Origin of the sequence: Alteromonas sp. W12 (assembly GCF_001924945.1) — a bacterium.
GTDB lineage: Bacteria > Pseudomonadota > Gammaproteobacteria > Enterobacterales > Alteromonadaceae > Alteromonas > Alteromonas macleodii.
This window is the reverse complement of sequence record NZ_LQXH01000011.1, coordinates 93,305-118,849: the sequence shown is the minus strand read 5'-3', so window position 1 is coordinate 118,849 and position 25,545 is coordinate 93,305. Positions and strand designations below refer to the sequence as shown.

At 46.2% G+C, this 25,545-nt stretch carries 22 protein-coding genes; 11 read left to right on the top strand and 11 right to left on the bottom strand.

Annotated elements, in window-relative coordinates; all coding sequences use genetic code 11:
* Window positions 1-14 precede the first annotated feature (14 nt).
* From AWH61_RS17285 to argC, 9 genes are all read right to left on the bottom strand, one after another.
* Complete coding sequence (locus tag AWH61_RS17285; protein WP_075177763.1) at window positions 15-593, bottom strand: TetR/AcrR family transcriptional regulator; 579 nt, start codon at window positions 591-593, stop codon at window positions 15-17.
* 226 nt (window positions 594-819) lie between these two features.
* Entirely contained in the window at window positions 820-1,674 is an 855-nt protein-coding gene (locus AWH61_RS17280; protein WP_075177762.1) for an alpha/beta hydrolase family protein, read from the bottom strand.
* A gap of 144 nt (window positions 1,675-1,818) precedes the next feature.
* Entirely contained in the window at window positions 1,819-4,056 is a 2,238-nt protein-coding gene (locus AWH61_RS17275; protein ID WP_075177761.1) for a bifunctional diguanylate cyclase/phosphodiesterase, read from the bottom strand.
* A gap of 218 nt (window positions 4,057-4,274) precedes the next feature.
* Window positions 4,275-5,585 carry an amino-acid N-acetyltransferase gene (argA, locus tag AWH61_RS17270; protein WP_075177760.1) on the bottom strand — a complete coding sequence of 437 codons (1,311 nt, stop codon included), beginning with the start codon at window positions 5,583-5,585 and terminating at the stop codon, window positions 4,275-4,277.
* Between the two features lie 18 nt (window positions 5,586-5,603).
* A complete protein-coding gene (argH, locus tag AWH61_RS17265) occupies window positions 5,604-6,986 on the bottom strand; it encodes an argininosuccinate lyase (RefSeq protein WP_014948049.1) in 1,383 nt (460 codons plus the stop codon).
* Window positions 6,987-7,039: 53 nt separating this feature from the next.
* On the bottom strand, window positions 7,040-8,251 hold the full coding sequence (locus tag AWH61_RS17260; protein WP_061439245.1) for an argininosuccinate synthase: 1,212 nt from the start codon (window positions 8,249-8,251) through the stop codon (window positions 7,040-7,042).
* A gap of 37 nt (window positions 8,252-8,288) precedes the next feature.
* Window positions 8,289-9,200 carry an ornithine carbamoyltransferase gene (locus AWH61_RS17255; protein ID WP_075177759.1) on the bottom strand — a complete coding sequence of 304 codons (912 nt, stop codon included), beginning with the start codon at window positions 9,198-9,200 and terminating at the stop codon, window positions 8,289-8,291.
* The gene (gene argB, locus AWH61_RS17250) at window positions 9,197-10,042 is read right to left on the bottom strand and encodes an acetylglutamate kinase (RefSeq protein WP_075177758.1); all 846 of its coding nucleotides are present in this window, start codon (window positions 10,040-10,042) and stop codon (window positions 9,197-9,199) included. The genes AWH61_RS17255 and argB overlap by 4 nt, the downstream gene beginning before the upstream one ends.
* Window positions 10,039-11,052, bottom strand: coding sequence for an N-acetyl-gamma-glutamyl-phosphate reductase (argC, locus tag AWH61_RS17245; RefSeq protein ID WP_075177757.1), 1,014 nt, complete (start codon window positions 11,050-11,052; stop codon window positions 10,039-10,041). The genes argB and argC overlap by 4 nt, the downstream gene beginning before the upstream one ends.
* Before the next feature lie 612 nt (window positions 11,053-11,664).
* Here argC and AWH61_RS17240 point away from each other — a divergent pair.
* Entirely contained in the window at window positions 11,665-12,075 is a 411-nt protein-coding gene (locus AWH61_RS17240; RefSeq protein WP_014948054.1) for a methylglyoxal synthase, read from the top strand.
* A gap of 53 nt (window positions 12,076-12,128) precedes the next feature.
* Here AWH61_RS17240 and AWH61_RS17235 read toward each other — a convergent pair whose 3' ends face one another.
* Window positions 12,129-13,085, bottom strand: coding sequence for a hypothetical protein (locus AWH61_RS17235; protein ID WP_075177756.1), 957 nt, complete (start codon window positions 13,083-13,085; stop codon window positions 12,129-12,131).
* A gap of 161 nt (window positions 13,086-13,246) precedes the next feature.
* On the opposite strand from AWH61_RS17235, the gene AWH61_RS17230 reads away from it, so the two are divergent.
* Together AWH61_RS17230 and AWH61_RS17225 are read left to right on the top strand one after the other, a co-directional pair.
* Window positions 13,247-13,996: a flagellar basal body L-ring protein FlgH gene (locus AWH61_RS17230; protein ID WP_075177755.1), complete on the top strand. Its 750-nt coding sequence runs from the start codon at window positions 13,247-13,249 to the stop codon at window positions 13,994-13,996.
* Window positions 13,997-14,001: 5 nt separating this feature from the next.
* On the top strand, window positions 14,002-15,240 hold the full coding sequence (locus AWH61_RS17225; RefSeq protein ID WP_075177754.1) for a flagellar assembly protein T N-terminal domain-containing protein: 1,239 nt from the start codon (window positions 14,002-14,004) through the stop codon (window positions 15,238-15,240).
* A 54-nt stretch (window positions 15,241-15,294) separates the two neighbouring features.
* Here AWH61_RS17225 and AWH61_RS17220 read toward each other — a convergent pair whose 3' ends face one another.
* Window positions 15,295-16,176, bottom strand: coding sequence for a Spy/CpxP family protein refolding chaperone (locus AWH61_RS17220; protein ID WP_075177753.1), 882 nt, complete (start codon window positions 16,174-16,176; stop codon window positions 15,295-15,297).
* Between the two features lie 256 nt (window positions 16,177-16,432).
* Between AWH61_RS17220 and AWH61_RS17215 the strand changes: the two genes are divergently transcribed.
* The 8 genes from AWH61_RS17215 (at window position 16,433) to AWH61_RS17180 (ending at window position 25,456) form a co-directional block, all read left to right on the top strand.
* Window positions 16,433-17,146, top strand: coding sequence for a response regulator transcription factor (locus AWH61_RS17215; RefSeq protein WP_039225152.1), 714 nt, complete (start codon window positions 16,433-16,435; stop codon window positions 17,144-17,146).
* Window positions 17,146-18,507, top strand: coding sequence for an ATP-binding protein (locus AWH61_RS17210; RefSeq protein ID WP_075177752.1), 1,362 nt, complete (start codon window positions 17,146-17,148; stop codon window positions 18,505-18,507). Before AWH61_RS17215 ends, AWH61_RS17210 begins: the two co-directional genes overlap by 1 nt.
* A gap of 64 nt (window positions 18,508-18,571) precedes the next feature.
* A complete protein-coding gene (locus AWH61_RS17205; protein WP_039231048.1) occupies window positions 18,572-19,549 on the top strand; it encodes an alpha/beta fold hydrolase in 978 nt (325 codons plus the stop codon).
* Window positions 19,550-19,701: 152 nt separating this feature from the next.
* Entirely contained in the window at window positions 19,702-20,166 is a 465-nt protein-coding gene (gene trmL / locus AWH61_RS17200; RefSeq protein WP_075177751.1) for a tRNA (uridine(34)/cytosine(34)/5-carboxymethylaminomethyluridine(34)-2'-O)-methyltransferase TrmL, read from the top strand.
* Between the two features lie 172 nt (window positions 20,167-20,338).
* A complete protein-coding gene (locus AWH61_RS17195; protein WP_249922677.1) occupies window positions 20,339-21,517 on the top strand; it encodes an efflux RND transporter periplasmic adaptor subunit in 1,179 nt (392 codons plus the stop codon).
* Window position 21,518: 1 nt separating this feature from the next.
* On the top strand, window positions 21,519-23,489 hold the full coding sequence (locus tag AWH61_RS17190; protein WP_061439253.1) for a MacB family efflux pump subunit: 1,971 nt from the start codon (window positions 21,519-21,521) through the stop codon (window positions 23,487-23,489).
* Window positions 23,490-23,493: 4 nt separating this feature from the next.
* Window positions 23,494-24,903 (top strand): TolC family protein, encoded by a 1,410-nt coding sequence (locus tag AWH61_RS17185; RefSeq protein ID WP_075177749.1) that lies wholly within the window; start codon window positions 23,494-23,496, stop codon window positions 24,901-24,903.
* A 160-nt stretch (window positions 24,904-25,063) separates the two neighbouring features.
* Window positions 25,064-25,456: an NAD(FAD)-dependent dehydrogenase gene (locus AWH61_RS17180; protein WP_075177748.1), complete on the top strand. Its 393-nt coding sequence runs from the start codon at window positions 25,064-25,066 to the stop codon at window positions 25,454-25,456.
* The last annotated feature ends 89 nt before the right edge of the window (window positions 25,457-25,545 follow it).

Sequence of the window (25,545 nt, the reverse complement as noted above, 5' to 3'; positions counted from 1 at the left end):
CTCTGACCCCTTTTTTACTGGGTAGCGACAAGGGCGTAAACGTGCAAGCGAATAGCCTGCAGTGCACGATCTTTCCAGTTACTGTCAGCTAGGCGGTTGCTGATGTTATGCTGACTTAAGGTGATATAACCATGACTTAGCGCCCACAACTGCATAGCCATGCTCTGTTTGTCATCAGTAGAAAGGTCTTTTTTAATCAGCGTCGTGGTGAGTGTAGTGAAGGTGTTAAAAGCTTTTTCACTTACTTCAGTGGCGTCATCACAGGGCGTATAGTCCTTCAAATTTGAAGAGAAAATAAGCTGGTAGTGAGCCGTGTATGCCTCCGAAAAGCTCAGAATACGCTCGCATCCATTAATCACTTTTTCTGCTGAAGTATTGCCATCGGCTGCCAACATTTCACGCTCTATCAATTCAAACCCTTCAATATAAAGCGCATCTAAAATACCCTGCTTACCTTTAAAGTGACTATAGATACCAATTGTGGACATACCGGCGCCTTTAGCAATGGCGCGAACACTCAGTGCGTTAGTGCCGCCTTTTAAAAATAGCGCAGAAGCGGCATCTAAGATTTTTTGTCGCGTATCTTTTTTCATTTAGTCATCATTTGTATGTTGCGCAATATAACATCGGTATGAAAAGTGATTTATAGCGTTGTTATACTTCTTGTTTTACGTTTAACCTGCTGGTTAACAGGTCTTTTATAACAACACTATAGACGACAAATGATGTATTTACCTTTTCTCTAAGTAAGTATCGTTAGCACACAGAATCACATTGTTACGATGCTGCAACAACACGATGCCGCAACAACACGTTGACTCACACATACTGATTAAAATAATTGGTGACCTTGGGCCATAAATGCTGACATTTACGGGAGAAAAACTTCATGTGACCTATTTCTTTTACGTTGTAGGCCTGTGGATCTAGCTCCTCAACTTCTGCTTCCATATTGGGGAAAACGCTAATCATATCGTGAACGTTATGAATATTAGCAATATCGTCGTCATTGGCGAGCAGCCATTTAGAAGGTATCTGAATGGTGTCGTAGTGATGCTCGTTAACATCACTGCCAAAGCCTGTTTTTACGTAGCCTTTACCGTTACACCATTTTTGCCACTGACGGGCCACTTTTTTAGGTAGTGGCTCTCCCATGCCGACCCACTGAGATTTAGTATGGCCGAACAGTAAATTACTCACGGGAATGTAGAAATTCATGAAGAAATGGGCTTTTAGCAAATAGCCTTTACGCATGTTTCTCAGACTGCCCGAAGAGCTACCAAAATTACAAAAGGCAGTAAGGTCGTGCACATTATGCATCAAACCCAGCAGCTGACCACCTGCACTATGACCAACAAGAAAGTAGGGGACGTTAGGGAAATGAATTTTCAATGTCTCTAGCACCGCTGGCATATCTTGCTCGCCCCATGTTACCAACGACGCATCGCTTTGTTTAACGCTGCTTTTTACCGAACCGCCAATACCTCTGTTATCGAAGGTGATAACACCAAAGCCTTGTTCACATAAATAGGCGGCAAAAGCGCTGTAGAATTGCCGTTTTATACCCGTTGCAGGGCCAATCATAACTGCAGCTTTAGCGGGGGAATGTGGAGTGAAAAGTGAAGCTGCTAGATGAGTACCATCTTCACAGGTTACTTGAATGTCCTTTGTCATCGTCTTGCTCACAAGGCATACCTTAGTTTTCGTTACGCTTCTGGTCATACCAGTAAAGCGCCGATTGTTAAGATTTGCAATAGTACGACTATTTCAATTTCTGATAATTACACATGTTGAACGCAAGTCGCGATTTTCATGTTTTTATGCGCGTGCTTTTGCCGTCTTAACCCAATGCTCAATAGGAGCCGGTTTTCCAAATAAATACCCTTGGAAAATATTGAAACCCATGTCTTTAAGTACACGCAGCTGCGCCTGTGTTTCTACCCCTTCGGCAATGGTCTGCATGTCTAGACTCTTAGCGAGGTCTAGAGTCATCTTAACAATCTTGCGATGTCGTTCAGACGTTTCCACCCTTTCTACAAACTCTCTATCTACCTTTATAACGCTAGCAGACATATCAATAAGCTGGGAAAGTGATGCGTGACCAGTGCCGAAGTCGTCAATAATAATGGTTGCTCCTACATTGGCTAACGACGTTAAGCGTCGCTTAGTCTCGTAATGGCTGGCTAATACAGACGTCTCTGTTAGCTCTAATTTAAGGCGTTCTCCGAGCTCAGGGCTCTCTGAGAAGCGACGTAATAGCTTTTCATAAAAGAGGTCGCTAAGTAGTTCTGGCCCCGATAAGTTAATCGCTAGGGGGACCTTGGGTAGGTTGCTAGGCCACTTGTCTAAAAGTGCCAAGGTGCCATCGATAATTTTTTGTGTGAACAGTACTTCCCATTTGTTTTCTTCCACCAAAGGCAGAAACTGAAATGGTTGAAGAACGGTACCAGACTTTGGCTCTTTCAATCTTGCCAGCACTTCGTAGCCCACCGTAACGCCATGGAGCGACACCTGAGGCTGCAAATACAAAGCAAGACACCCATTATCAAGAAGGGCCTTTACCTTATCTTTTTGTTGCGTATTTTCTCGAATAGTTTTCACCGTATTGATACTAAAGGAGATGTACGGCGCGAATTCATCGCTTTGGCTTAGCGCTATTGCGCAGCACTCGGCGGCCGCATCTAAACTAATTTCACGACTGGCATGATAATGCCCCGCTCGCCATTTCAGCATATGTTCTACAGTGCCTCGCGCTGAGTTGATAACCATGCTGGTGGGCAATCGACGCTCAAGATAATGTTCTATACTTTGTGTTGAAAGATGTTTGCCGTTTACGGTAAATAAGAATTTAGCGCCAGGGAATTGGTATACCGAGACATCATTTGTAAATTCGCTTTGTAAAAGTGACGCTACGCTTAAAAGCAGCTGATCACCTTGACTGTAACCGTATTGCAGGTTTACTTCTCTGAGGTTAGCCAGTTTCAGCAAGACAATATGTCGATTTAAAATACTCTCGCTCGACTCCGCTATTTTCCAAAAGTGATGGTTTTTCAGTCCCGTTAGTTCATTAAAATAGTGCTTCTCATACTGCTGCTTCTTGAATGCATCAAACTCCATCAAGCTTTTCTTATTGGCGGATATATCATGGCAGTGGATAAGTTGTTTTTTGTGATGCTCAAGGCTAGCAGGTTGAAGCTTAAATTCTCGTTCGGGTGCGTTAAAAATGGAAGCGTGTTGATTTACGCCCTTTGTAATGGGGTGAGATAAAGAGAAGAGATCTTGAATATATTCACTCTCTGGGCGGTACTTTTTGACTAGCGCTCTTGCAGCCTTGTTAGCCTGAATTATGCGTCCTTGTTCGTCACAAAAGAAAGACGGTGTACCACCATTGTTAAAAATTTCCTGATAACGGCTAACAAGTTTATTAAGCTTTTTGCTTTGTAATAAATTGTGCTCAGACTGTTTTTCTAATGACGACATGACCCGCAGTACAGCCATTGGAATGCAGAAATTGAAAAACAGGAAAATTAACGATGCTAAATACGTGTGGGTATCCGGCAATGTAATATCAATGCCGAACAAAGGAGATACTTGCGTATTGTTCAGCAGTAAATAATACGGAATGAGATTGAACAGCATGGTCGCAATGGATGCTTTCACCCCATACAAAACTCGAATAATAATAGGCAGCGTAAACAGCAAAAGTAAGCCATAACGCGCTGATTCTAAGTCTATTGTGAAGAAGAGTATGCACAGAGAGGCTCCAACTACCGCTAAGACTAAGCAAGCAGAAGCGATCTTTATATGCTTCAAGCCTATCGAAAGTGTGGCGAAGAGAAAGGCAGTGAAGCCCAGCGTTAAGTACATAACATAATAAAGTTCCTGTACATACGCAGTATATGAAGAGTGCGCCACGATGGCCGAGGTAAGGACAACGCCAATGAGCAGAATAGTGCGCAGCACACTGAGGCGCCACACGTCAGCATCGGTGGTTCTTAGGTTATCTTCATCAAGTAAAAGATAGTGTTTTAAAATTCTTATTGTTCGAGAAATCACTAGTAAACCGCTGACGTTTAAATAAGTTCAATACTAGAGTGTTGCAAATAATTCACCGGAGTGAATGGTTTAATATAACCCTTTGCTAATGTGAGTGGTAGCAATAAACATAGTCATAACGCTAATATATTCAATATGATATAAAAAGGAGAGGGAAGTTTCCTTACTAATTAACAATAAGGAAACGTCTAAATTGATTGGGCTTAGTGCGTAGGGCCTTATACCGATAAAGTGAATACTTTAGAATTACGCTGGAAGTTATACAGCTCTTTCTTCACGGCAGGTAGCGCACTTATGTCAGCAGGTTCAAACCCTTGCTCTAAAAACCAGTGTGCGGTAACTGTGGTCAGTACAAAAATGCTGTTAATACCGGCTTCTTTAGCACGGGCGCGCACTTCATCTAAAATCCGTTCGCCACGGTTTTTGCCTCGATAGTCTTGATGGGTTGCCACGCAGGCTAACTCGGCACAGCCGTCTTCAGGGTATAAATACAAAGCTGCGCAGGCGATGATCATGCCGTCGCGCACTATGACGATAAACTGATTTATTTCGTTCTCTAAACGCTCACGAGAGCGCTTCACTAACACGCCGCTTTCTTCTAGCGGTTTTATCAGCTTTAAGATACCGCCCACATCTTCGATGGTCGCTGCACGCAGCTGTTCGTAATGATGTTCCATTACTAGCGAGCCTGTACCGTCACGAGTAAACAGTTCTTGTAGCAATGCGCCATCCTTTTCAAAGCTGATGCAGTGAGCGCGAGGCACGCCGGCAGCAACGCTGGTGGTAAGGGCACTTAACACCGTATCTTCGGTGGTAATGTCGCCTGCCATGATCAACTGCTCTAGTTGAGGGCGTTCAATGGTGCGAAGTAAACGACCTTCGCGGTTGTATACACCATCAAAATTCGAAAATACGATCAGCTTGTCAGCTTTAAGGGCTATAGCCGCCTGCGTAGCTACATCTTCGTGAGACAAGTTAAACACTTCTCCCGTTGATGAATAGCCCATAGGCGATAGCAGCACAATTGAGCCATCGTTTAAATGATCGTTAATGCCGGTCGTATCAATACGGCGCACTAAACCAGTGTTTTCAAAATCAACGCCGCCTCGCACGCCCATTGGCTTGGCAACGACTAAGTTACCCGAGCACACGCGTATTTGCGAGCCATGCATTGGTGAGTTTGGAAGCCCCATAGTAAGTAGAGCTTCTACCTGAGAGCGTACCGAGCCGGCGGCATCTTTCACGCACTCAAGGGTTTGTTTGTCGGTAATGCGTACACCGCTTTCAAAGCGACCTTCGATGTTGCGAAGGGCTACGCGCTGATCAATCTGCGGGCGGGCACCGTGCACTACGACCACGCGCACGCCCAAGCTGTTAAGCAGGGCAATGTCGTGAATAATATTTGGGAAATTAGGATGTTCGATGGCTTCGCCACCGAACATCAAAACGAAGGTCTTTCCCTGGTGAGCATTAATATAGGGCAGTGAACTGCGAAACAGTTTTATGCCGTCATGATGCGCTAATACCATCTAAGCAGTTCCTTGTCGCTACCCTTGCTTATCCAAGTCTTCCAGCTCTTGATACAGTGCTTTCGTCACGGTTTCTTTGCTGGTGCCGCCCAAGATATTGCGTTGATTCACGCCGTACTCTAGCTGTAGTACCGGGTAAACGTCGTCTTCAATTTTGTCGCAAATAGCCTGCATGTCGCTAAGCGGTAAATCTTCAATAGCGCAGCCTTTATCGATGGCTTGAAGCACAACGCGTCCCGCAATATCGTGGCCTGTTCTAAACGGCACACCTTTACCTACCAGATAATCGGCAAGCTCAGTGGCGTTAGAGAACCCTTGGGTTGCTGCAACGCGACAGCGCTCTTCGTTTAGCTGTAGTGAGTCAAGCACTTCGCTGGCAATGCATAAACAAATATGCCACTGATTAACCGTATCGATAGCGCCTTCTTTGTCTTCTTGCATGTCTTTGTTGTAGGCAAGAGGAAGGCCTTTCATGGTAACCAATAGTGCCTGCAAAGAACCAAACACACGGCCACATTTGCCGCGCATTAATTCAAGCGCATCAGGGTTTTTCTTCTGCGGCATAAGCGATGAACCAGAGGTTACGCTATCGCCAAGCTGTAAGAACCCTGCTTCGCCAGAGTTATAAAAAATCATGTCTTCGGCAAGACGTGACAAGTGCATCATGCTAGTGCTGGCTACAAATAAAAGCTCTAGCACAAAGTCTCTGTCAGACACAGCGTCTAAGCTGTTAAGGCATGGAGAGTCAAAGCCCAGTTCTTCAGCAATGGCATGACGGTCTACAGGGAAAGTAGTGCCTGCCAATGCGCCAGAGCCTAAGGGGCACTGGTTCATACGGACTTTCAAGTCGTCTAAACGACTTAAGTCACGCTTTAGCATTTCAACGTAAGCCAAGCACCAATGTGCAAAGTGAATAGGCTGTGCACGCTGTAAGTGGGTGTAACCTGGGATGATCGCTTCTTGATGACGGCTAGCGGCATTCAGAAGCGATTTGATCACACCTAAAACATCAGCGCGAAGTGAGGCAATATGTTCACGTACCCACAAGCGAAAGTCGGTGGCAACCTGATCGTTTCGGCTACGCCCGGTATGAAGCTTACGACCAATGTCGCCAAGCTTCTCTATAAGCGCAGCTTCAACAAAGCTGTGAATGTCTTCTTCGCTAGATGCGTTAAAGTCTAATTCACCTGCATCAGCTTTCGCTTTTAACTCGCTCAATGCAGACTCAAGCTGGGCTTGTTCGTCGACGGTCAATACGCCTGCTTTTTGCAGCGCACGCGACCAACTGATAGAGCCTTGAATGTCTTGGCTTGCCATAACTTGGTCAAACGGCAGCGAGTCGTTAACCTGTTTAAACATACTACTTGCACCGGATTCAAACCGGCCACCCCACAACGCCATGTGATGCTCCTTAAATGCTGTTCTGACTTAAGCTTTACTATTGTAGGTAAAGCTTATTGTTCACCTTGTTTTTTCAGTGCTTCAATACGACTTGAAAGACTGAACAGGCGGATGAAGCCTTCAGCGTGCTTCTGGTCATAAACATCATCAGCACCAAAGGTGGCAAAGTCTTCAGAGTAAAGACTATTAGGTGAACGACGCTGAGTTACCGTAGCTTGGCCTTTGTATAGCTTAACCACGATATCGCCTGTTACTTTCTTCGCAAAAGACGCAGCACCAGCAAGTAGCGCATCGTTAAGGGCGGTGAACCAACGGCCGTCGTACATCACGTGAGAGAACTCAAGGCCAATTTGCTCACGGTATTTAAGCGCAGCCTTATCTAGCACCATAGTTTCTAGGGCTTTATACGCTTTAAGCAGTACGGTGCCTCCTGGCGTTTCATAACAGCCACGTGACTTCATACCAACAAGGCGGTTTTCAACAATGTCGATACGTCCAACGCCATGCGCCGCAGCTACAGTATTAAGTTTTACTAGCGCCTGATAAGGCGATAGTGCCTCACCATCAACGTGAGTCAGTTTTCCTTCGTCAAAAGACAGGGTTACGCGCTCTGGAGTATCAGGTGCATCTTCAGGATCAACGGTCATGGTCCACACTTGCTTGGTAGGCTCTTGCCATGGATCTTCAAGCTCGCCGCCTTCGTGTGAAATGTGCCATGCGTTTGCATCGCGGCTGTAAATTTTGGTTGCTGACGCCGTGGTTGGAATATTGCGCTCAGCTAGATAAGCCAATAAGTCTTCACGGCTTACCATGTCCCACTCACGCCATGGCGCGATTACCGTAAGGTCTGGTGCTAGAGCAGCAAAGGTGCTTTCAAAGCGAACCTGGTCGTTGCCTTTACCGGTACAGCCGTGGCATAGCGCGTCGGCACCTACTTTACGTGCAATCTCAACTTGCGCTTTGGCGATAACCGGGCGTGCCATTGACGTACCCAACAGGTATTCACCTTCGTAAACCGCACCGGTAGTAATAGTTGGGAAGATATATTCGCTTACGAACTCTTCTTTCAAATCAACAATGTGGCACTCGCTTGCGCCAGATGCGATAGCTTTTTCATGAAGCCCTTCTAGTTCTTCATCACCTTGACCCACATCTGCTGCAAACGCGACAACTTCACAGCCATAGTTTTCTTTAAGCCATGGAATGATGGCTGATGTATCAAGCCCGCCTGAATAGGCCAGCACGATTTTTTTAACGTTTTGCATCTAAATAATCCTTCTAAGCGTCTTTTTAGGCGTCTTTTTAAGCGTTAAGTAATTGAGTAAGAATGGCGTTTTGGCCATGCATTCTATTTTCGGCTTGCTGCATTAATAGCGATTTATCGCTATCAATCAACGAGCCCGTAATTTCTAAATCGCGATGGGCAGGTTGGCAGTGCATAACGTAGCTAGCACCGGTTGCATCCATCAACGCTTCGTTCACCTGATAAGGCATGAACTTTTCTTTGATCACTTCAAGTGGCGTCTCGTCACCCATTGAAAGCCATGTATCTGCATAGATAACGTCTGCGCCGTTAGCAGCACTAAGCTCAGTGCTTTCAACAATCGATACACCCGTTTTCTCGGCAATCGCTTTGGCTTGCGCCACAATTTCAGGTGCCGCTTCGTGCCCCTCTGGCGTGACTACAACTTGGTTGCAACCTAGAAGCGCCCCAACAATTAACAGAGAATGGGTTACATTGTTGCCGTCGCCTACATAGGCCATGGTAAGACCTTCGGTTTTGCCGAAGCGTTCAAACATTGTGAGGTAGTCGGCAAGGCCTTGGCATGGGTGGTACTTATCGCACAGCGCATTGATTACCGGCACGTTTGCCGCCTTAGAAAAGGTTTCTAGCGTCTCGTGAGAAAATACGCGAGCGACTATGGCGTCAGCCCAGCACGCAAGGTTAGCGGCGGTGTCTACTGCGTCTTCACGGCCTGCTAATTTGCCCGACTGCACATCTAAATACACCATGTGGCCGCCAAGCTTGTTAATACCAATATCGAAGCTTACGCGGGTTCGCAAAGATGGCTTTTCAAACAGGGCAACAATTGACTTCCCCGCTAGCACGTTGCTGTAACTTGCTGGGGCTTGTTTAATTTCTACAGCCAATTGCAGCAAGTTTTTCATTGCGTCAGGTGTCCAGTCTGCAAAGGTTAGTAGGTCCTGTTTCATTGTACTTCTCCGGCATTGCCTTTCGTAAAGTCGGTGTGGGGTAAATCAGCGTTTTTTGACGGTGTATTTGTCAGTGCTGAGGGCAGTATTTGCGTGCCCGTTTTCTTATTTAAAATGTCGTTGATGTCGGCGGCCCAACTCGCGATGTAAACTGCGCGGCCTAAATTCTCTGCAGACGCGAGTGCCGCATCCACTTTTACTTTCATCCCGTCGGTGATAACGCCTTCATCTGCGTACTTCAATATGCTTGCTGCGTTAATTTCGCTAATTAGCAATTTGTCACCGTCTAGCACACCGTCAACATTGGAAAGGAGTAAAAGTTCAGCGTTAAGAAGCTCGGCAATAACCGTTGCGGCTTGGTCGGCGTTTACATTTAGTAATCTGCCTTGTGGGCTTGAACCAATAGAACTGATAACCGGTAGTGTTGACTGGGCTAATACGCTTTTTAGAAATGATGCATCTGCTGTTGACGGTACGCCCACTGCGCCGTATTGGTCAGCTAGTGGCTCACACACCACCATATTGCCGTCTAACAACGACAAACCAACAGGGGTTAAGCCTGAAGCCAAAGCCGCTGCGCATAGCTGCTTATTGGCAGAGCCTGCGAGAGCTCCGCAGATATAAGGCATATGTTCATCGGGCGTAACCCGAAGGCCATCAATTTTTGTGCTTTGAAGACCAAGACTCGCCATAAGCGTTTCTACTAATGGTCCGCCTCCGTGAACCACTACAACGGGGCGTGTGGCCTGCACGTCTTTTACGCTTAGAAATAAACGCGTCATTGCGGCGGTATCGTCGAGTAATGCACCGCCAACTTTAATTACAATTGGTGAAACACTCATAGTACTAACCCTGTCTCTACTGGTTGTTTCGTCATTATGTTAAGGCACTGTATTGCCTGAGAGGCAGCACCTTTCATTACGTTGTCGATTGCAGCGGTAATCACTGCGTATCCAGATGCTTCATCTAACTTCCAATGAAGATCAACAAATGGGGTATGAGCAACGTCGTCAATTTTTGGAAAACTCTTGCGCAAACGCACAATGGGTTTATCAGCATAGGCGTCAGTGTACGCTTGTTCAAGTTGTGCGCTGGTGGTACCAGCTTTAACCTTAACGGTCACGGTCGCCAAGATCCCCCGTTTAAAATTACCCAAGTGCGGCGTAAAGATAACAGGGGTGCCCAAGTAAGCTTCAATTTCTGGGGTGTGACGATGGCCTAGCACGCCGTATGCCTGCAGGCTAACTTCAAAAAAGCTGGTGGTTAGGCTGGCTTTCCTTCCTGCACCCGATACGCCTGAAACAGCGTTAATTACAGGGCGTACGCTTTCATCCAGTAAATTATTATGTGCAAGAGGTTTAAGCGCACTAAGGCTCGCAGTGGGGTAGCACCCCGGCACAGCGATCACGTCAGCGTTGGCAATTTGCACTTCATGCCACTCGGCAAGGCCGTAAACAGCTTGAGCCAAGCTTTGCTCTTGCGTATGTGGAAAGCCGTAGAACTGTTCAAAGACATTCGTGTCTTTTAGCCTGAATGCACCCGACAAATCGAGCACTTTGGCTTTGCCTGAAGATAAGACAGGCATCCAGTCGTGGCTCGCCTCGTGCGGTGTGGCAAGAAAGATAAAATCGACACCGTCAGCCATTTCTTCTAATGCCGCATCCGAAATTGGCGTAAGTGTAGAGTTTACGTGAGCCAAGTTACCGTGAAGCTCTGCAATGTTCTTACCTGCGTCGCTACTATTCTCAGACACGTAAGTGCCCGCCAATACTAGTTTTGGGTGTTGAATAACCAACTGAACGAGTTGTGCCCCTGTGTAACCACTGGCACCAATAATTGAAACGTTGTACATAATCAAAAATTCAATAAAAGGAGAAAAAAATCACTTTTTACCTTTGTAAACTGGTTGGGCGTTATTCGTTGCCTAACCGCGACCACATCACAAAGGTAAAAAGTGTGCTACCGCAAAAGCATAGAAAGGCGCACGCATCGTCGTACGCTATGCATCGTGTAGCCAGCCAGGGGAGAGGTAAACTCTTTATCGTTGCCAGTGGTTGAACCAACAACGCGAGTTGGTTGTGTCATCATCAATTCCTATCAAGTCGCAACTCAAAATTGTGAGTTGGATGCTTTAACCGTCGACTAGTGTATCTAATTTGAATGTTTATGCAATAAAAATGTATAAATATTTTATTGGGTGGTTGCGGCGACTACGCCACAAAAAATATAACTAATAATATATTTATTGTTGTTACAGTAAGTTGACAAGTTGCCCGTTAGAACTGAATATTTATACTCACTTCGACATACGGTGCATTAACAGTCTTCGTTATCGATGAACATTGCTTTTAATAATGCGCGGGGAAAACGCTAGCAGTAGCTTTTAACAGAACTCAGATGGGACGTTAATGGCTGTCGTCAGTGGGCTTAAGCATTGGTTGTTGGGATTAACTCGGAATATAAAATGGGCAAACTTACCTTGGCGCTTGTTGCGCACGATCATAAAAAACCTGAGCTACTTGCTTGGGTTAAGCAGCACATTGATGTGCTCAAACAGTGTAATTTAGTGGGAACAGGCACAACAGGCGGTTTAATTGCCAATGAAACCGGGCTAGAAGTTACGCGCTATAAAAGTGGCCCGCTTGGGGGCGACCAGCAGATAGGAGCACTCATCGCTGAGAACAAGCTAGATGCACTTTTCTTTTTCTGGGATCCGCTAAACCCAGCGCCTCACGACCCTGACGTTAAAGCGCTGCTACGACTGTGTTCGGTATGGAATGTACCAGTTGCCTGCACACCCGCCACAGCTGACCTAGTAATAACGTCGCCGCTTTTTCTGTCACCCGACTACAAGCCAGTTAAACCGAATTTTTAAGATTGGTTAAATCAACGGCCTTGTAGTTTGGTGGGCAGAAGCTGGTCTTTAGGTTAATTGAAACCTCGTTGAACGAACTGGTAGGCAGCATCTGCTGCCTTGTTGGTTATTCCGGCGGTTATATCATCAGTCTGAATAGATGCGGTGGTATCACTCGCCTGCGTTTGTGGCGCACCTGAAATGTTAGCACTTACCTTACTGTCGATGCTTGGATTGCTAAAAACTGACGCGAGTAAAGACTGCCCCATCGACCACATATTGTTTGAGATGCTTTGTCCTGTCACATTCTCTACGGTCAAATCGATAGCGTTATACATTAATCCGCCTATTCCGCCATATAAAAAACTTCCCGCCAAGCTTGCTGCCGCGGCCGTGTGATTTGACGTGGTTGCTTCATAAATATCCGAAACTATGGGTAGGTGATTTGCAATGTTTAACGCATCAAATCCGTCTTTAAGATCAAGCCCATCGTCTCCGAAAGCGCCGGAATACAAATTATCGAAGAGTGTTGGAATAGTATCACTTTGATTATTGGCAGCCGTGTTGCTATCACCATTTCCCAGAACGCTAGTAGTAGCATTTACGGACGTATCATTGTTGGTAACTAGCGATTGAAATACATTGTTTTGCAATGCATTTAACAGCGTGCCTTGCATGGTGGCAATTGCATCATCTGATAAAACCCCATTGACGCTACTCGTACCAGAAAGCAAAGATAATGCGCCTTGAACATCGCTGGCTGTGCCGGTAAGTATATTAGATTGTGTTGAGAGATTAGCTTCGCCTGATATTTTGCTGTCGATTGCATCAGCTTCATTCGGTTGATTCTCTATTGCGAGTAACGATGCGAACAAAGACGGCAAAGACTGGCCGCTGGTTGCCGCTTCATTGGCTACTTCTGTTGAATTTGCCGATTTATTTTCAATGTCAGCAGTATGTAAACCAAATTTTGAAAGTAGTGCGCTGACGCCATTTTCAGCAGTGTTAGTTGTTGTGTTTTCTAAGGCCATAACATCCCCTTACCCGCAGGCATATATTTGATTTGTAAAGGTTTTGCAAATAAGTCAAGTGAACGAGATTTCTTTTAATTTGTTCGTTTACACTTGCTCCTGTTAGGTCATGGATGGCACTTAATTTACACACTGCATAAAAACTAATACTGAGCAATGTCATGAAAGTTCGATGCCATATACACACACTAATCGCAATCTTTACACTTGGTGGTTGTGCCCAAACACTCACTGACGAAGAACAGGTTGTTCAAAGTAGCCCTACCAACCCAAATGTGTCGCAACGAGCTGTAAAGCCTGTTGAGGAAGAGCCGTCGCCTGGCGATCCCCGTTACTCACCCCCTAGGATGGAGCCAACGTCGACCTTGCATGTACCCACGGGGTCGCTATTTAATCCTGAGCACTCTGTAGGGCTTTATGAACGCCACGCAAGCTTCAACGTGGGTGATATGATTCTAGTTAAGCTTGAAGAACAGACGCAGTCGGAGAAGTCGCTCGATTTTAATACAGATAAAAACACATCCTTTGATTTGTCTCCCGTCACACTAAAAGTGGGGGGAATTCGAATTGACGAAGATGACGTTGAGGTGGAGCACGAACAGGACAGTGAGTTCGCCAGCTCTGCTAAAACTAAGCAGTCAAATTCGATGAGTGGCAGCATTACCGTGTATGTTACGGGAATAACGCCGGCAGGGAATTTACTGGTAACGGGTGAAAAGTGGATAACGATGAACAGAGGAAAAGAATACATTCGCTTTTCAGGAGAGGTCAGAAAAAAAGATGTGGATGAAAGTAATACCGTATTGTCTTCAAAAGTCGGCAACGCGTTAATTGAGTATAGCGGTACGGGTGAGCTGCAAGATAATCAGCAGCGAACGGTGATTGGCAAGCTGTTTTCAATATTTGGATAAGCGCGATGAAAGGCCCTATTTTGCCAAGCTTACGCATCAGTCTTACTGCTTTGCTGGTACTACTTCCTTCTTTGGTTACTCAGCACGCATGGGCTCAATGGGTACAGGGTGAAGCAACAATGGCACTCGCTGGCGCAGAACTTAGCGACGTGAGAACCAGCGCCATACAAAATGCTATTGCTGATGCGGCTTTTCGCAGTGGCAGTACCATTTCCGCGCAGGATATCACGGTAGACGGGCTACTCCTTTCCAGCAAAGCCGAAATTCGTTCTCAGGGCAGAGTTCAAAGAGTAGAGATCATAAGCGAAACACTCAAAGACGACGCGCTTACAGTGGTGGTGAATGTAAACATTACGCCTCTGTTCAATTGCACTAACAACGGACTAGCCCATCGTATTTTAGTGACAGAATTTCCTTTAACATCACCCCAACAGGCCGCTACTGGCATGCTCTATTCATTTGGCAGCCACGTGTCTCAACGATTTGCTCAGCAACTCAACGGTCTTTATCAAAGTGGAGATGTAAGCCAGATTCCTGTTTCTCTTATTAACGCTAACACCTGGTTAACCTCCAGTCTGTCAGACATTGATTTAACGGCTATGTCGACCTTTCTGCGAAGTGAATATGGGCAGCAGTTCGTGGTATTCGGGTTTGTAAAGGACATTTCTCTTTTCGAACAGGTGTCGCAGGCTACCTCGGTATTTGAAACTGATAGTGTCGCGCTTCGCCGGAATTTTACCGTTCAGGTTTACGTGCTCGACACTTTCAAAGCCAAGGTGATTTTTAATGATAGCTATCACAGCGAGGCCGATTGGCCCTTTTCTCAACATTATTCGGTGGATATGAGCAACAGCTTGTTGTGGCGCAGTGATTTTGGGCGCATGGTCCTCAATACGGTACACGCTGCTATTACTGACATTCACGCGGCACTTCAGTGCGAAACGACTTATGCGCAGGTCATTGATATCTCGCCTGACTACATTGCTATAGATCTGGGTAAAAATAGTGGGTTAGCCGTGGGCGATGAGTTTTCATTGGTTAAGCAACGGGCGCTGCCTGCGTTGGGCTTATCAAGAAAGCCGGGACTGTTTTCAACGAAGACTTTGACTTTGCAGGTGTACGAAGTTTCTGATGACGTCAGCTTGCTTAAAGCGGAGTCAGGTAGTGATAGCGTACATATTGGTGACTTTGTCACGCCGTTAACTCTCTCGGCGAAACGTAGTTTAAAAGAAAGTCAGCCATAAAAAAGGCTGGCCAAGGCCAGCACTTTTTACGGTGGGTTAGGGTGTTACTGAATACTAAGAACGCAGTAAGTCACGTAGCTTTCGACCTTCTTCGCGCTGCGCTTTTAACTCAGCTTGCTGTTCAGGCGTTAGTACTGCAAACATGGCCTGGCGCTGTTTGGCCTTTTCAACACCAGCACTGACAAGGTCGTCTTTGTACTGGGCAACAAGAGCGTTCCAAGAGTCTTGTGAGAAAGACGAGCTTCTAATCAGATCGCGCTGGGCTTCCTTGAAGCTTCGCAACGTTTCTCTATTGGCTTTGGATGTATCCTTGAATGATTCACGAAGTTCAGCAAGATTTGCCAGCTGCTCATCGGTCAGGTCAATGCCTTTAAACGGCGTGCCATCCCGCTGGTGATCTCTGTCGCCTCTTTCACCTTTATCGTGACCACGGAATTTTTTGCCTTTGCTTTCATCATCCATACGTTTTGCAAATTGTGACTTTTGCTCGTCAGACGCGTTGCGTCGCTTATCGTCTCTCGCCGCTCTTTTTTGATCTCTACTTTCTTCGCGTGCCAAGACTTTCGCTTGCTGCTCTTCACTTAGCACGTTAAAAATATTGTGGCGTAGTTGCGCAAGCGCAAAGTGTTTCGACTCACGCTCTTCAAGTTGAGTTTGTATAAAGGTGCTGATTTGTGCCTCAGAAGCAGTTTCAAAATCGAAACTTGGCTTTTCACTATCGTGATTTTCAGGTCGAGGGTTAGCGTCTTTAAATGCGCTTATGAGTGTTTTTATCTCTTCGCGTTGTGCGTCACTTAAGCTTAAACCGCGAAGGTGTTTAACAATTTCTTTAACCGGTTCGTGGTGACGCATACCAGGGCCTGCTGGCTGAGCCAACGCAAGTCCACCTAAGCTAATCGCCGCTACAGTTGCACTAGCAATTAATAACTTTTTCATTGTCGTCTCCTTTTTGTTCGGACACGTTAATCCTAGCGTGATAAATACAAAAAGCAGTCAACACACTGTAAAGCTTCTGTAAAGGTGATGCCGTTTTGTAATTGTAAAGGTCTGAAAAGATATAGTATGCGTTTGTCAGTGTTTTTCGTTTAATTTAGACAAGACTCACCACAAGCGCAGGTTGAAGTTTATAAAAATTACAGGCACTTTCATGAATCAAAGGTCAGCAGTTCCAACCGTTAAAGAGTTTAATACCATGAGTTCAGATTTTCATTTGCAGTCTATCCTTGTTATTGATGATGACCTTGAGCTAACTGAAATGCTCTCCACGTACCTGTCGAGTATGGGATATCAAGTGCAAGTGCGTAACGACGGCGAAGAAGGGTTATCTGAAGCTGTATCTGGACGACATTACGATCTTATTTTATTGGATGTGATGATGCCAAAGATGGACGGCTTCGATGTGTTGAAAAAACTTCGTGTCAGCCATAGCACGCCTGTACTTATGTTGACAGCAAGAGGCGATGATTACGACCGCATTTTAGGTCTGGAAATGGGCGCCGATGATTATTTACCGAAACCGTTTAACCATCGTGAGCTGGTGGCGCGAATAAAAGCGATTGTGCGTCGTCATAATCTTTCCTCAACGGGAGGAGCGGTGGAACAAGATTTATTTGTGAATGGCATCTTTTTAAGCCCAAGTAGCCAGCTCGCTAAAGTAGACGATGTGGAATTAACGCTAACCACAACTGAGTTTTTAATTTTGCGCTTACTAATGCTAAATGCCGCTCAGCGGGTAACGAAAGAAGAAATAAGCTTAAAGATACTCGGCAAGCCACTGCAAGCTTTTGACAGAAGCATTGATATGCATGTTAGCAACCTGCGAAAGAAAATCAGTGCAGTAGCCGTAGATGAAAAAATCAAAACCATCCGCGGAGTAGGGTACATGTTAATTGTTGGAAGCCATTAATGGTAAAACTGTTACGCAGCATCAGCCCAACGCGGGCCATCATGGGCCGCTTGTTTCTGTGGTTTTGGGCAACGTTCATTGTTACATCGCTTTTGGCCATTTGGGGAAGTCGCCTCTTTTTTGAAGACCTTCAGGTTGTGCAAATAAAGCCTCGCGAAGTAGAAGATTTAAATCAAGCCATTGAGCGGATGCAGCGTGGGCGCTTTCAGGACCTACCGTTACATGAGATGCTAGATCGCAATTCACGTGGCGTGAGAGGTCGACTGGTTGCGGTAGATATTCGCGACAATCGCCTTATTTCAGGTGGAGGCCCTCCGCTTCGTGACAACGATAAAGAAGATTTACTGCGATTGGTAAATCAAACCTCCCCGATTGCAGTAAAGCGCGGCGCATTCAAAATCCTCGGCCCGGTTTTCTTCGAGCGAGACAATTCACGCTTTGCGCTTTTTGCGGTAAAGCTAGATATGCCTGAAAAGCAAACTCCTCCGGTTCTGCTGTTTTTGGCGATTGCACTTATTACTACCACGCTTTTGAGCTGGCTATTCGCCAAAACGCTGACCAACCCTATTTTGCACATTCAGGGTTCAGCAAAACGTTTAGCAAGCGGCGACTGGCAAACGCGGGTGGGCAAGGCTGCCAAGCGTCAGGATGAGTTAGGCCAGTTGGCGCGCGATTTCAATAAAATGGCTGAACAACTCGAATCAATGTGGGGCGCACAGAAGCGATTATTGGCTGATGTCTCTCACGAACTTCGTTCACCCCTAGCGCGACTGCAAATGGCGCTAGGTCTTGCTCATCAGCAAAATGTAGACCCTGCCACGTTATCTCGTGTTGAGCGGGAGGCTGATCGTATGGAAGCGCTGGTAAGCCAATTACTTACTCTTAGTCGTGCTGAAGCTGGCGAAGCCAACATGCAAAAACACGCTTTGTCTTTAGTGCTCAACGATGTGCTGACCGACGCTAACTTTGAAGTGGCAAACAAAAACAAGCAGTTAAAAATTGACGATATACCTAAAAAAACGGTAGTCATTGACAGCATGATGTTTTGCCGCGCTGTCGAGAATGTTCTTCGCAATGCCATACGTCATAGCAAACTCGTCACGCATATTGCGTTTAGCGAAGATGCGCAGTATTGGTGTATTCATATTACAGATGACGGCGACGGGTTAACCATTGAGGAATGTGAGCGTATATTTTCACCGTTTTACAGGGCAACTCTTGCCAGAGAGCGCGAGTCAGGAGGCGTAGGCTTGGGCTTATCCATTGCAAAAGCGGCAGTTGAGTTGCATCATGGACGCATAATCGCTGAACCTGCTGAGCGCGGTGGGCTACGAGTTACTATGTCATTTCCCAAGTTATGATTGGGAACGTTGATAGCACTCCGTAGCCTAACAAAGAGCGCAATTTGACTGTAATAGGGTATTTATGAACTGGACGTTCACGTCTGAAAATAACTTAGCCAGCACTTTTGCCACGTATATCAATCCCTTTTGGCAAAACAGTGTTACTCAGGGCCACTTCTCTGGGAAAGACAATATCAAGGTACGCTTTGCGCACTGTATCCCAGAATCGCCGCGAGCTACCATTGTAATATGCTCTGGTCGAATCGAATCTTATTTAAAGTACAAAGAGTTCATTTACGATCTCTATCAAAATGGTTTCGCCGTATTCATCTTAGATCACAGAGGCCAAGGTTTGTCAGACAGGATGACCCGTGACCCTCAGCATGGTTATGTTGCCGATTTTGACGACTACGTTGATGACTTCGTTATGTTCGTAGAAACTATTGTAAAGCCACTGCAGCAAGGCCCGTTACAGCTGGTATGCCATTCGATGGGGGGCGCCATTGGTGCACTCACGTTGCTGCGTCTTCCGAATTTGTTTTCAAAAGCCGTTTTAGCTTCACCCATGTTTGGCATTAAACCGGCTCTGCCCAATTGGTTGGCGAATGGCTTAATTCGCACAGGCCTTGCGGTAAATAGGATGAAAAAGAAAGATGCGGGGTACTTTTTTGGTCAAACCCCGTATATCGCGTTTCCTTTTTCACTTAATAAGCTCACCCACAGCAAAACCCGCTATGCCCTATTTCGTGAACTGTATGACGAAGAGCAGGATATTCAGCTTGGTGGCGTGACTACAGAGTGGTTGGCAGCGGCACATCAGGCTATGAACAAAATTGAAAGTAGCGCACGCGCTATTACAACGCCCTCGCTTGTATTAAGTGCAGACGATGACGCGATTATTGATAATAACCGTCAACGCCGCGTGGCGCAGCTTATGCCAAATGCAAAACTTGAAATAGTGCCCCGCGCTTACCATGAGCTATTCACCGAGTCTGACGACATTCGCGAGCGCTCTGTGGCGCGTATTCTCGACTTTTTGACAGAAGACTCGTCTACATAAGTGCAGCCGCAGCTAACATTTAGTTTGGTGATCGTACTTAAGAGCAGCGCTTTCTATTTCACTGGTAATAAAAGTGTGTGCAAGGGTGATGAAGAATGGCGTTTCGGTATAAAATAAACGAGTTGTTAACTGTGAAGGTAATTTAAAAAAGCATGCTCGATATCGTACTCTATCAGCCAGAGATCCCGCCAAATACGGGAAACATCATCCGCTTATGCGCAAACAGTGGCTTTATGTTGCACTTAATCGAGCCCTTGGGCTTTGAATGGGACGATAAACGCGTTCGACGCGCAGGTTTAGATTATCACGAGTTTGCTCACGTAAAGCGCCACGCCAATTTAGACGCTTACCTATATGATGCTAAGCCAAAACGGGTATTCGCTTGCACAACGAAAGGCAAAGCATTTCACAGCGATGTGTCTTATCAAAAAGGCGATGCGTTAATTTTCGGACCGGAAACCCGAGGTTTACCAGACGACTATATTCAATCGCTTCCCCCAGAGCAGCGTGTTCGCATCCCTATGTTGCCAGACAGTCGTAGTATGAACTTGTCTAATGCAGTATCGGTATTTGTGTATGAAAGCTGGCGTCAGTTTGGTTACGAGGGTGCTCGTTAGTACTTTCTTCAACGCTTACTGTTTTGCTAAAAACTCTTTTAATCATTCAAATCAAAAGCTTATTCAGCCTTTAAAAATGTCTGTAAAGATAGCGTAAATGTAAAGATTGTCTCTCGTGGCGAATCTTTACATTCGCTATATTGCATTCAGTTTTTTTTATGGATCGAATGCTTTGAAACTCCCTCTACCCATTAAAGTACTGCTCATTGCAACTATTGTGTTTGTGCCTGCTTATGCTGTTTATGCATGGCTATACTCACCTCAGACAAATACCGAATATCTCTTTCAAGATGCAAAGATACGAGACATCGAATTAAATTTGGTGTCTACAGGTCAGCTTGAGCCCAAGCGCTACGTAGAGGTAGGTGCGCAGGTTTCAGGTCAGGTAGACAATATTCACGTAGAAGAGGGGGATATTGTTAAAGAAGGCGATTTGCTGGTAGAGATCGATGCCCGTGTATTTGAAACACAAGTACAGAACTCTCAAGCGGCGCTGGACAGCAAAAAAGCACAGCTGGCTCAGCTGCGGGCAGAGCGAGAACTCGCCGAAGTGAGAGCGCAACGCAATCAAAATTTGTTTAAGCAAAATGCAGTCAGCCAAGATGTAGTCGTAAGCAGCGATACAAACCTTAAAGTTATCGATACCAAGATCACGGCGAGCATCGCACAGATTAAAGCCGACGAAGCCTCGCTGGAAGGGGATATTACTAAGCTCGGGTTTGCAAAGATATTTGCGCCAATATCCGGAACTGTAGCCACCTTACCGGTGCGTGAGGGGCAAACCTTGAATGCTAATCAAAACGCCCCCGTGTTGCTTCAAATTTCCGATTTATCAGTAATGACCCTACGCGCAGAAGTGTCTGAAGCCGATGTGCAGAAAATAAAACGCGGCATGCCAGTCTATTTCTCTACCTTGGGTGATAACAAAACCTTCTACCACTCTACCGTTCGTCAAGTGCTACCTACACCCACCGTACTCAACGACGTAGTGCTATACCAAGTGCTAATCGATGTTGAGAATCCTGATCGCACGTTAATGGACGCCATGACTACCCAAGTGTTCTTTGTGCAAGAGCAGGTGAAAGGCGCGCTTTCTGTGCCGTTAGCGGCAGTAAAAGGACGAGCTCGCAATCAATTCGTGATGCTTAAACAGGGCGATGAGGTGGTTCGCACGCCAGTAAAAGTAGGCATAAAAAATAGAACCCATATTCAAATTATAGAAGGCCTATCAGAAGGTGATGAAGTGGTTGTGGGTCTAGCAGACGGCACCGCAATGCCGGCCGCGGGCATGCGCAGAGTTCCGGGTGGGCAGCCGCCATCAGGCCCACCGCGCCGCCGTGACGGATTCTAATATGTCGTTAATACAGCTTAATGGCGTATCACGTCGCTACAAAACAGAAGGGTTTGAAGTCACCGCATTGGATAACGTTTCGTTATCAATCGATAAGGGTGAATTTGTCGCCATTATGGGGCAGTCGGGGTCGGGTAAGTCGACCTTGATGAATATCCTAGGGTGTTTAGACACCCCTTCAGAAGGGGTGTACCGTATCCACGGACAGTCAGTATCCTCGCTAAATCCCGATCAACTTTCTGCCCTTCGCTTGAAAACGTTCGGGTTTGTTTTCCAACGCTATCAGCTACTGTCGTCGCTAAATGCGACTGAAAATGTGGCACTGCCAGCAATATACAGCGGTACGTCTAGCGAAGATCGCACTCAAAAAGCGCAACAGCTGCTCGATAAACTTGGCCTTTCAAGCAGAAAAGAGCACAAACCCGGAGAGCTTTCAGGTGGCCAACAACAGCGTGTCTCGGTAGCGCGAGCCTTAATTAATGGTGCAGAAGTAATATTAGCCGACGAGCCCACGGGGGCGCTTGACTCGGCCAGCGGAGAGCAGTTACTGGCATTGCTTCGCGAGCTACACGCAGAAGGGGTGACTATTATTCTTATCACCCACGATAGTGCAGTTGCTGAACATGCCGACAGGCAAATACACTTACTTGATGGGAAAATTGTAACAGATACCAAAACCGCTGCGCCTAGCACAAGTGAATCAGTTGAAAAGAATGCGGCTTCAGTGCAGCACGCACATTCTCAAGAGCCCAAATCAGTACCGGCAATTAAACCTTTTCCAAGTATCTCACTTTTTTCAGCCCTATCTATGGCGTTCACTGCCCTTAGAATGAATTGGTTTAGAACCTTGCTCACACTCTTGGGGATTATTATTGGAGTAGCGGCAGTGGTGACCATGATGGCCATCGGTGAGGGAGGTAAACAGCAGGTACTAGAGCGTATTGAAACCATTGGGACGAACCTGATTTCGATTAGGCCAGGTGGACGAAACATGCGCTCATCCGGTGATATTGCATCGCTGACGTTAGCCGATGCCACTGCATTGAAAAGTGTTCCGGGTGTGGCTTATGTCGCGCCGGAAAGAAGTGCAAGGGCAACCATCCGATACAGCGAAAATGATTTTTCAGGACGTATTACAGGCACCACACCTGACTACTTTCATGCTAAAGACTGGGAAATGGCGCAGGGCGTGTTTTTCAGCGATGAAGACGTAACAAATTATGCACCTGTGGTGGTAATTGGAGATACGGTAGCAGAGACCCTGTTTGAAGATAAATATCGGGCAGTAGGCGAGTACATCTTGATGCAAAATGCCTTTTATCAGGTCGTAGGTGTACTTCATTCTAAGGGTGCCAGTGCAGGTGGTAACGATATGGATGACGAAGTGCTCATTCCGGTTACAACTGGCCGTTTGAAGGTATTTGGTCGGGACTACTTAAGCAGCATTACCATAAAGGCAGAAAGTACCGAAGTAGCCACTCAGGTAAAAGACGATGTGCTGGCACTGTTGGTAGAACGTCACGGACAAGAAGATGTGATGGTGCGTACCACAGAGTCACTGGTAGAGGCGGTCACGGAAACGCAAGACACGTTAACTTGGCTCTTGGCGTCTGTTGCTGCCATATCTTTGTTTGTTGGCGGTATCGGTGTAATGAATATCATGCTGGTCAACGTATCTGAGCGTAAGAGGGAGATTGGACTACGCATCGCCACAGGCGCAAAACCTCGCGATATATTGCGCCAGTTCAATATCGAGGCATGGGTAGTGTGTATCTTGGGTGGTATATTCGGCATTCTTTTGGGCTATTTTGTTGTCCTTATCGTAGCTTCATTCAGTGTGCCTGTCGCCTACACGCTAATGCCGCCCGTTTTGGCTTTTGTCACATCTCTCGCTGTAGGGCTCATTTTTGGTTATGCCCCTGCTCAAAAAGCATCAAAGCTTAATCCCATTGACGCGTTGGCAGAGGAGTAACGCCATGCATTCTTTTCGTTTTTCTGTGCCTCTTGCCGCTCGTTCATTACTGTGCGCGCTCTCTTGTATAGCGCTGACCGCAAGCTGCGCTTATTCACCTTCTACAACGTTGCCCGAAACTGACACGCAGGCGCTACAAAAAGCGAAGTCTGTGGACGCGACTAGTCAAATAACAACATCATGGTGGAAGGTGTTCGAGGTGGCTGAACTTGCGCCCGTTATGAAGACGCTTGAAAGCCAAAATTTAACCCTTAATCAAGCCGAGCAGAGGGTAAAACGAGCGCAATTTCTATTAGCACAAGTTAATGCAGGTGACGTTCCGACTATAACGGCGAGGACATCTGGACGCAGTGAAAGAGACCTAGATAGTGGCCGTTCAAGCCACTCTACCTCAGGTGGACTGGGGTTGAGTTATGACGCGGACATATGGGGTACACGAGAAGCTCAGCAGCGCAGTCGTCAGTTAGGTATCGATACTGCACAGTATCAGTTTACCGATGCGCTGTTAGACACCCAGGCGTTGTTTATAAATACCCTTCTTGAGCAGATTTCACTGCAGTCGCGGCTGTCTATTGCGATGCAAAACGTTGAGATTAGCGAAGCGCTGCTAAACCTAGTTCAAATTCGCTTTGAAGAGGGGGATACCTCAGGTATTGAGGTTTCCCAGCAGCGCAATACCTTGATCAGTGCTCAGTCGGAGGTGCTGCGACTGAGCAATAGTTTAACGCTTAATGAGCGGGCATTAGCGGTATTGTTAGGTAATGAATCTATGCAATTTAATACGCCTGAACAAAAAGCGCTGCTTTCCCTTTCGCTAACCGATTTTTCACTGCCCGAAGTGGCACCTGTATTAAGCGCTGAGGTATTGAAGCAGCGTCCAGATGTTCAGTTAGCTATAGCGCAATTTAAGCAGGCTGATTTAGCGTTTTACGAAGCGTCAGTGGCAGGTCTTCCAGGCATGAGCTTAAGTGCAGATATTGGTGTGAGTGATCTTTTAGATTTAGCGCAAGGGTGGACCTTAGGCGCAGCAGTAAGCTCAGCAGCAACCCTGTTCGACGGGGGACGGTTAGAAGCTGCAGAGAAGGCGGCAAAAACGGATGTTGATTTGGCGATTTTACAGTATCAGCAGACGGTGCTTAGCGCGATAGAAGCGTTGTTAAATAGCCAAACTAACTTGGTATTCAATCAACAAAACTACCGCTACGCGTTAGCCTCGCTCGAGAACAATCAGCAGCTTTATCGTCTTGCGGATATTCGCTACAAAGCCGGTGACACTGACTTTCTGAATTTGCTTAATGCTCAACGTAGCTTTTTCTCGGCTAGGCAATCTGTAATCAGTAGCTATCAAGCCGTACTCTCTTCTGTCATTGCCACCTACAGAGAAAGCGCAGGCGCCGACATCACTTCGTCATAGCTTTTTAGATTTTCTCAAGCAGCAATACGAAAGCCCTGTGAACAGGGCTTTTTTGTGCGTTTTGTAAGGATTGGTATAAAGCCTGTCTGAGTCAGGTTTCGTTCAGCTTCACTCATTAATATAGCCTGTGAACATGCAAGAATGAGTTAGGAGAAGCATTATGAAACGTATCACACTGAGTATTATCACCGGCGTTTGCTTAATGATTGCGGGGCAAGCAAGCGCCCATTCAGGTCATCATTCTCACTCGAATAGAGGGGCGAATGAAAGGGGCACTATTATTACGCAACCTGCTCGTCCGATTATTGACGTAGCCATAAGCGTTCCTGAAATTGGCCTGTACGTTAACGTCTTGCCAGGTGCGCATAGGGTAGAGGTTATCGACAATCATCGTTATTACGTTGCTAATAATCATTACTATCGCAAGCATGGGAATCGTTATGTGGTTGTCGATTCACCCTACAAAAAGGTGAAAAAAGTGAAGCACCACAAGCGCAGTCACGCTGGATATCACGACAACACTAAAGTGATCGTGGTAAGAGAAGGCCGCTAAATTCAGGTTGATAAGCTGGAAAAGATAGGAATAGTGGGGCGTTAAGAGGCTGATGGTTTTTGCTACCAAGCAAAAACCATCAAGTATTA

Excerpts from the sequence above, each read along its gene's own strand:
- AWH61_RS17285 (WP_075177763.1), bottom strand. The coding sequence starts at position 593 with ATGAAAAAAGATACGCGACAAAAAATCTTAGATGCCGCTTCTGCGCTA.
- AWH61_RS17280 (WP_075177762.1), bottom strand. The coding sequence starts at position 1,674 with ATGACAAAGGACATTCAAGTAACCTGTGAAGATGGTACTCATCTAGCA.
- argA (WP_075177760.1), bottom strand. The coding sequence starts at position 5,585 with ATGGTATTAGCGCATCATGACGGCATAAAACTGTTTCGCAGTTCACTG.
- argH (WP_014948049.1), bottom strand. The coding sequence starts at position 6,986 with ATGGCGTTGTGGGGTGGCCGGTTTGAATCCGGTGCAAGTAGTATGTTT.
- AWH61_RS17260 (WP_061439245.1), bottom strand. The coding sequence starts at position 8,251 with ATGCAAAACGTTAAAAAAATCGTGCTGGCCTATTCAGGCGGGCTTGAT.
- AWH61_RS17255 (WP_075177759.1), bottom strand. The coding sequence starts at position 9,200 with ATGAAACAGGACCTACTAACCTTTGCAGACTGGACACCTGACGCAATG.
- argB (WP_075177758.1), bottom strand. The coding sequence starts at position 10,042 with ATGAGTGTTTCACCAATTGTAATTAAAGTTGGCGGTGCATTACTCGAC.
- argC (WP_075177757.1), bottom strand. The coding sequence starts at position 11,052 with ATGTACAACGTTTCAATTATTGGTGCCAGTGGTTACACAGGGGCACAA.
- AWH61_RS17240 (WP_014948054.1), top strand. The coding sequence starts at position 11,665 with ATGGGCAAACTTACCTTGGCGCTTGTTGCGCACGATCATAAAAAACCT.
- AWH61_RS17235 (WP_075177756.1), bottom strand. The coding sequence starts at position 13,085 with ATGGCCTTAGAAAACACAACAACTAACACTGCTGAAAATGGCGTCAGC.
- AWH61_RS17230 (WP_075177755.1), top strand. The coding sequence starts at position 13,247 with ATGAAAGTTCGATGCCATATACACACACTAATCGCAATCTTTACACTT.
- AWH61_RS17225 (WP_075177754.1), top strand. The coding sequence starts at position 14,002 with ATGAAAGGCCCTATTTTGCCAAGCTTACGCATCAGTCTTACTGCTTTG.
- AWH61_RS17220 (WP_075177753.1), bottom strand. The coding sequence starts at position 16,176 with ATGAAAAAGTTATTAATTGCTAGTGCAACTGTAGCGGCGATTAGCTTA.
- AWH61_RS17215 (WP_039225152.1), top strand. The coding sequence starts at position 16,433 with ATGAGTTCAGATTTTCATTTGCAGTCTATCCTTGTTATTGATGATGAC.
- AWH61_RS17210 (WP_075177752.1), top strand. The coding sequence starts at position 17,146 with ATGGTAAAACTGTTACGCAGCATCAGCCCAACGCGGGCCATCATGGGC.
- AWH61_RS17205 (WP_039231048.1), top strand. The coding sequence starts at position 18,572 with ATGAACTGGACGTTCACGTCTGAAAATAACTTAGCCAGCACTTTTGCC.
- trmL (WP_075177751.1), top strand. The coding sequence starts at position 19,702 with ATGCTCGATATCGTACTCTATCAGCCAGAGATCCCGCCAAATACGGGA.
- AWH61_RS17190 (WP_061439253.1), top strand. The coding sequence starts at position 21,519 with ATGTCGTTAATACAGCTTAATGGCGTATCACGTCGCTACAAAACAGAA.
- AWH61_RS17185 (WP_075177749.1), top strand. The coding sequence starts at position 23,494 with ATGCATTCTTTTCGTTTTTCTGTGCCTCTTGCCGCTCGTTCATTACTG.
- AWH61_RS17180 (WP_075177748.1), top strand. The coding sequence starts at position 25,064 with ATGAAACGTATCACACTGAGTATTATCACCGGCGTTTGCTTAATGATT.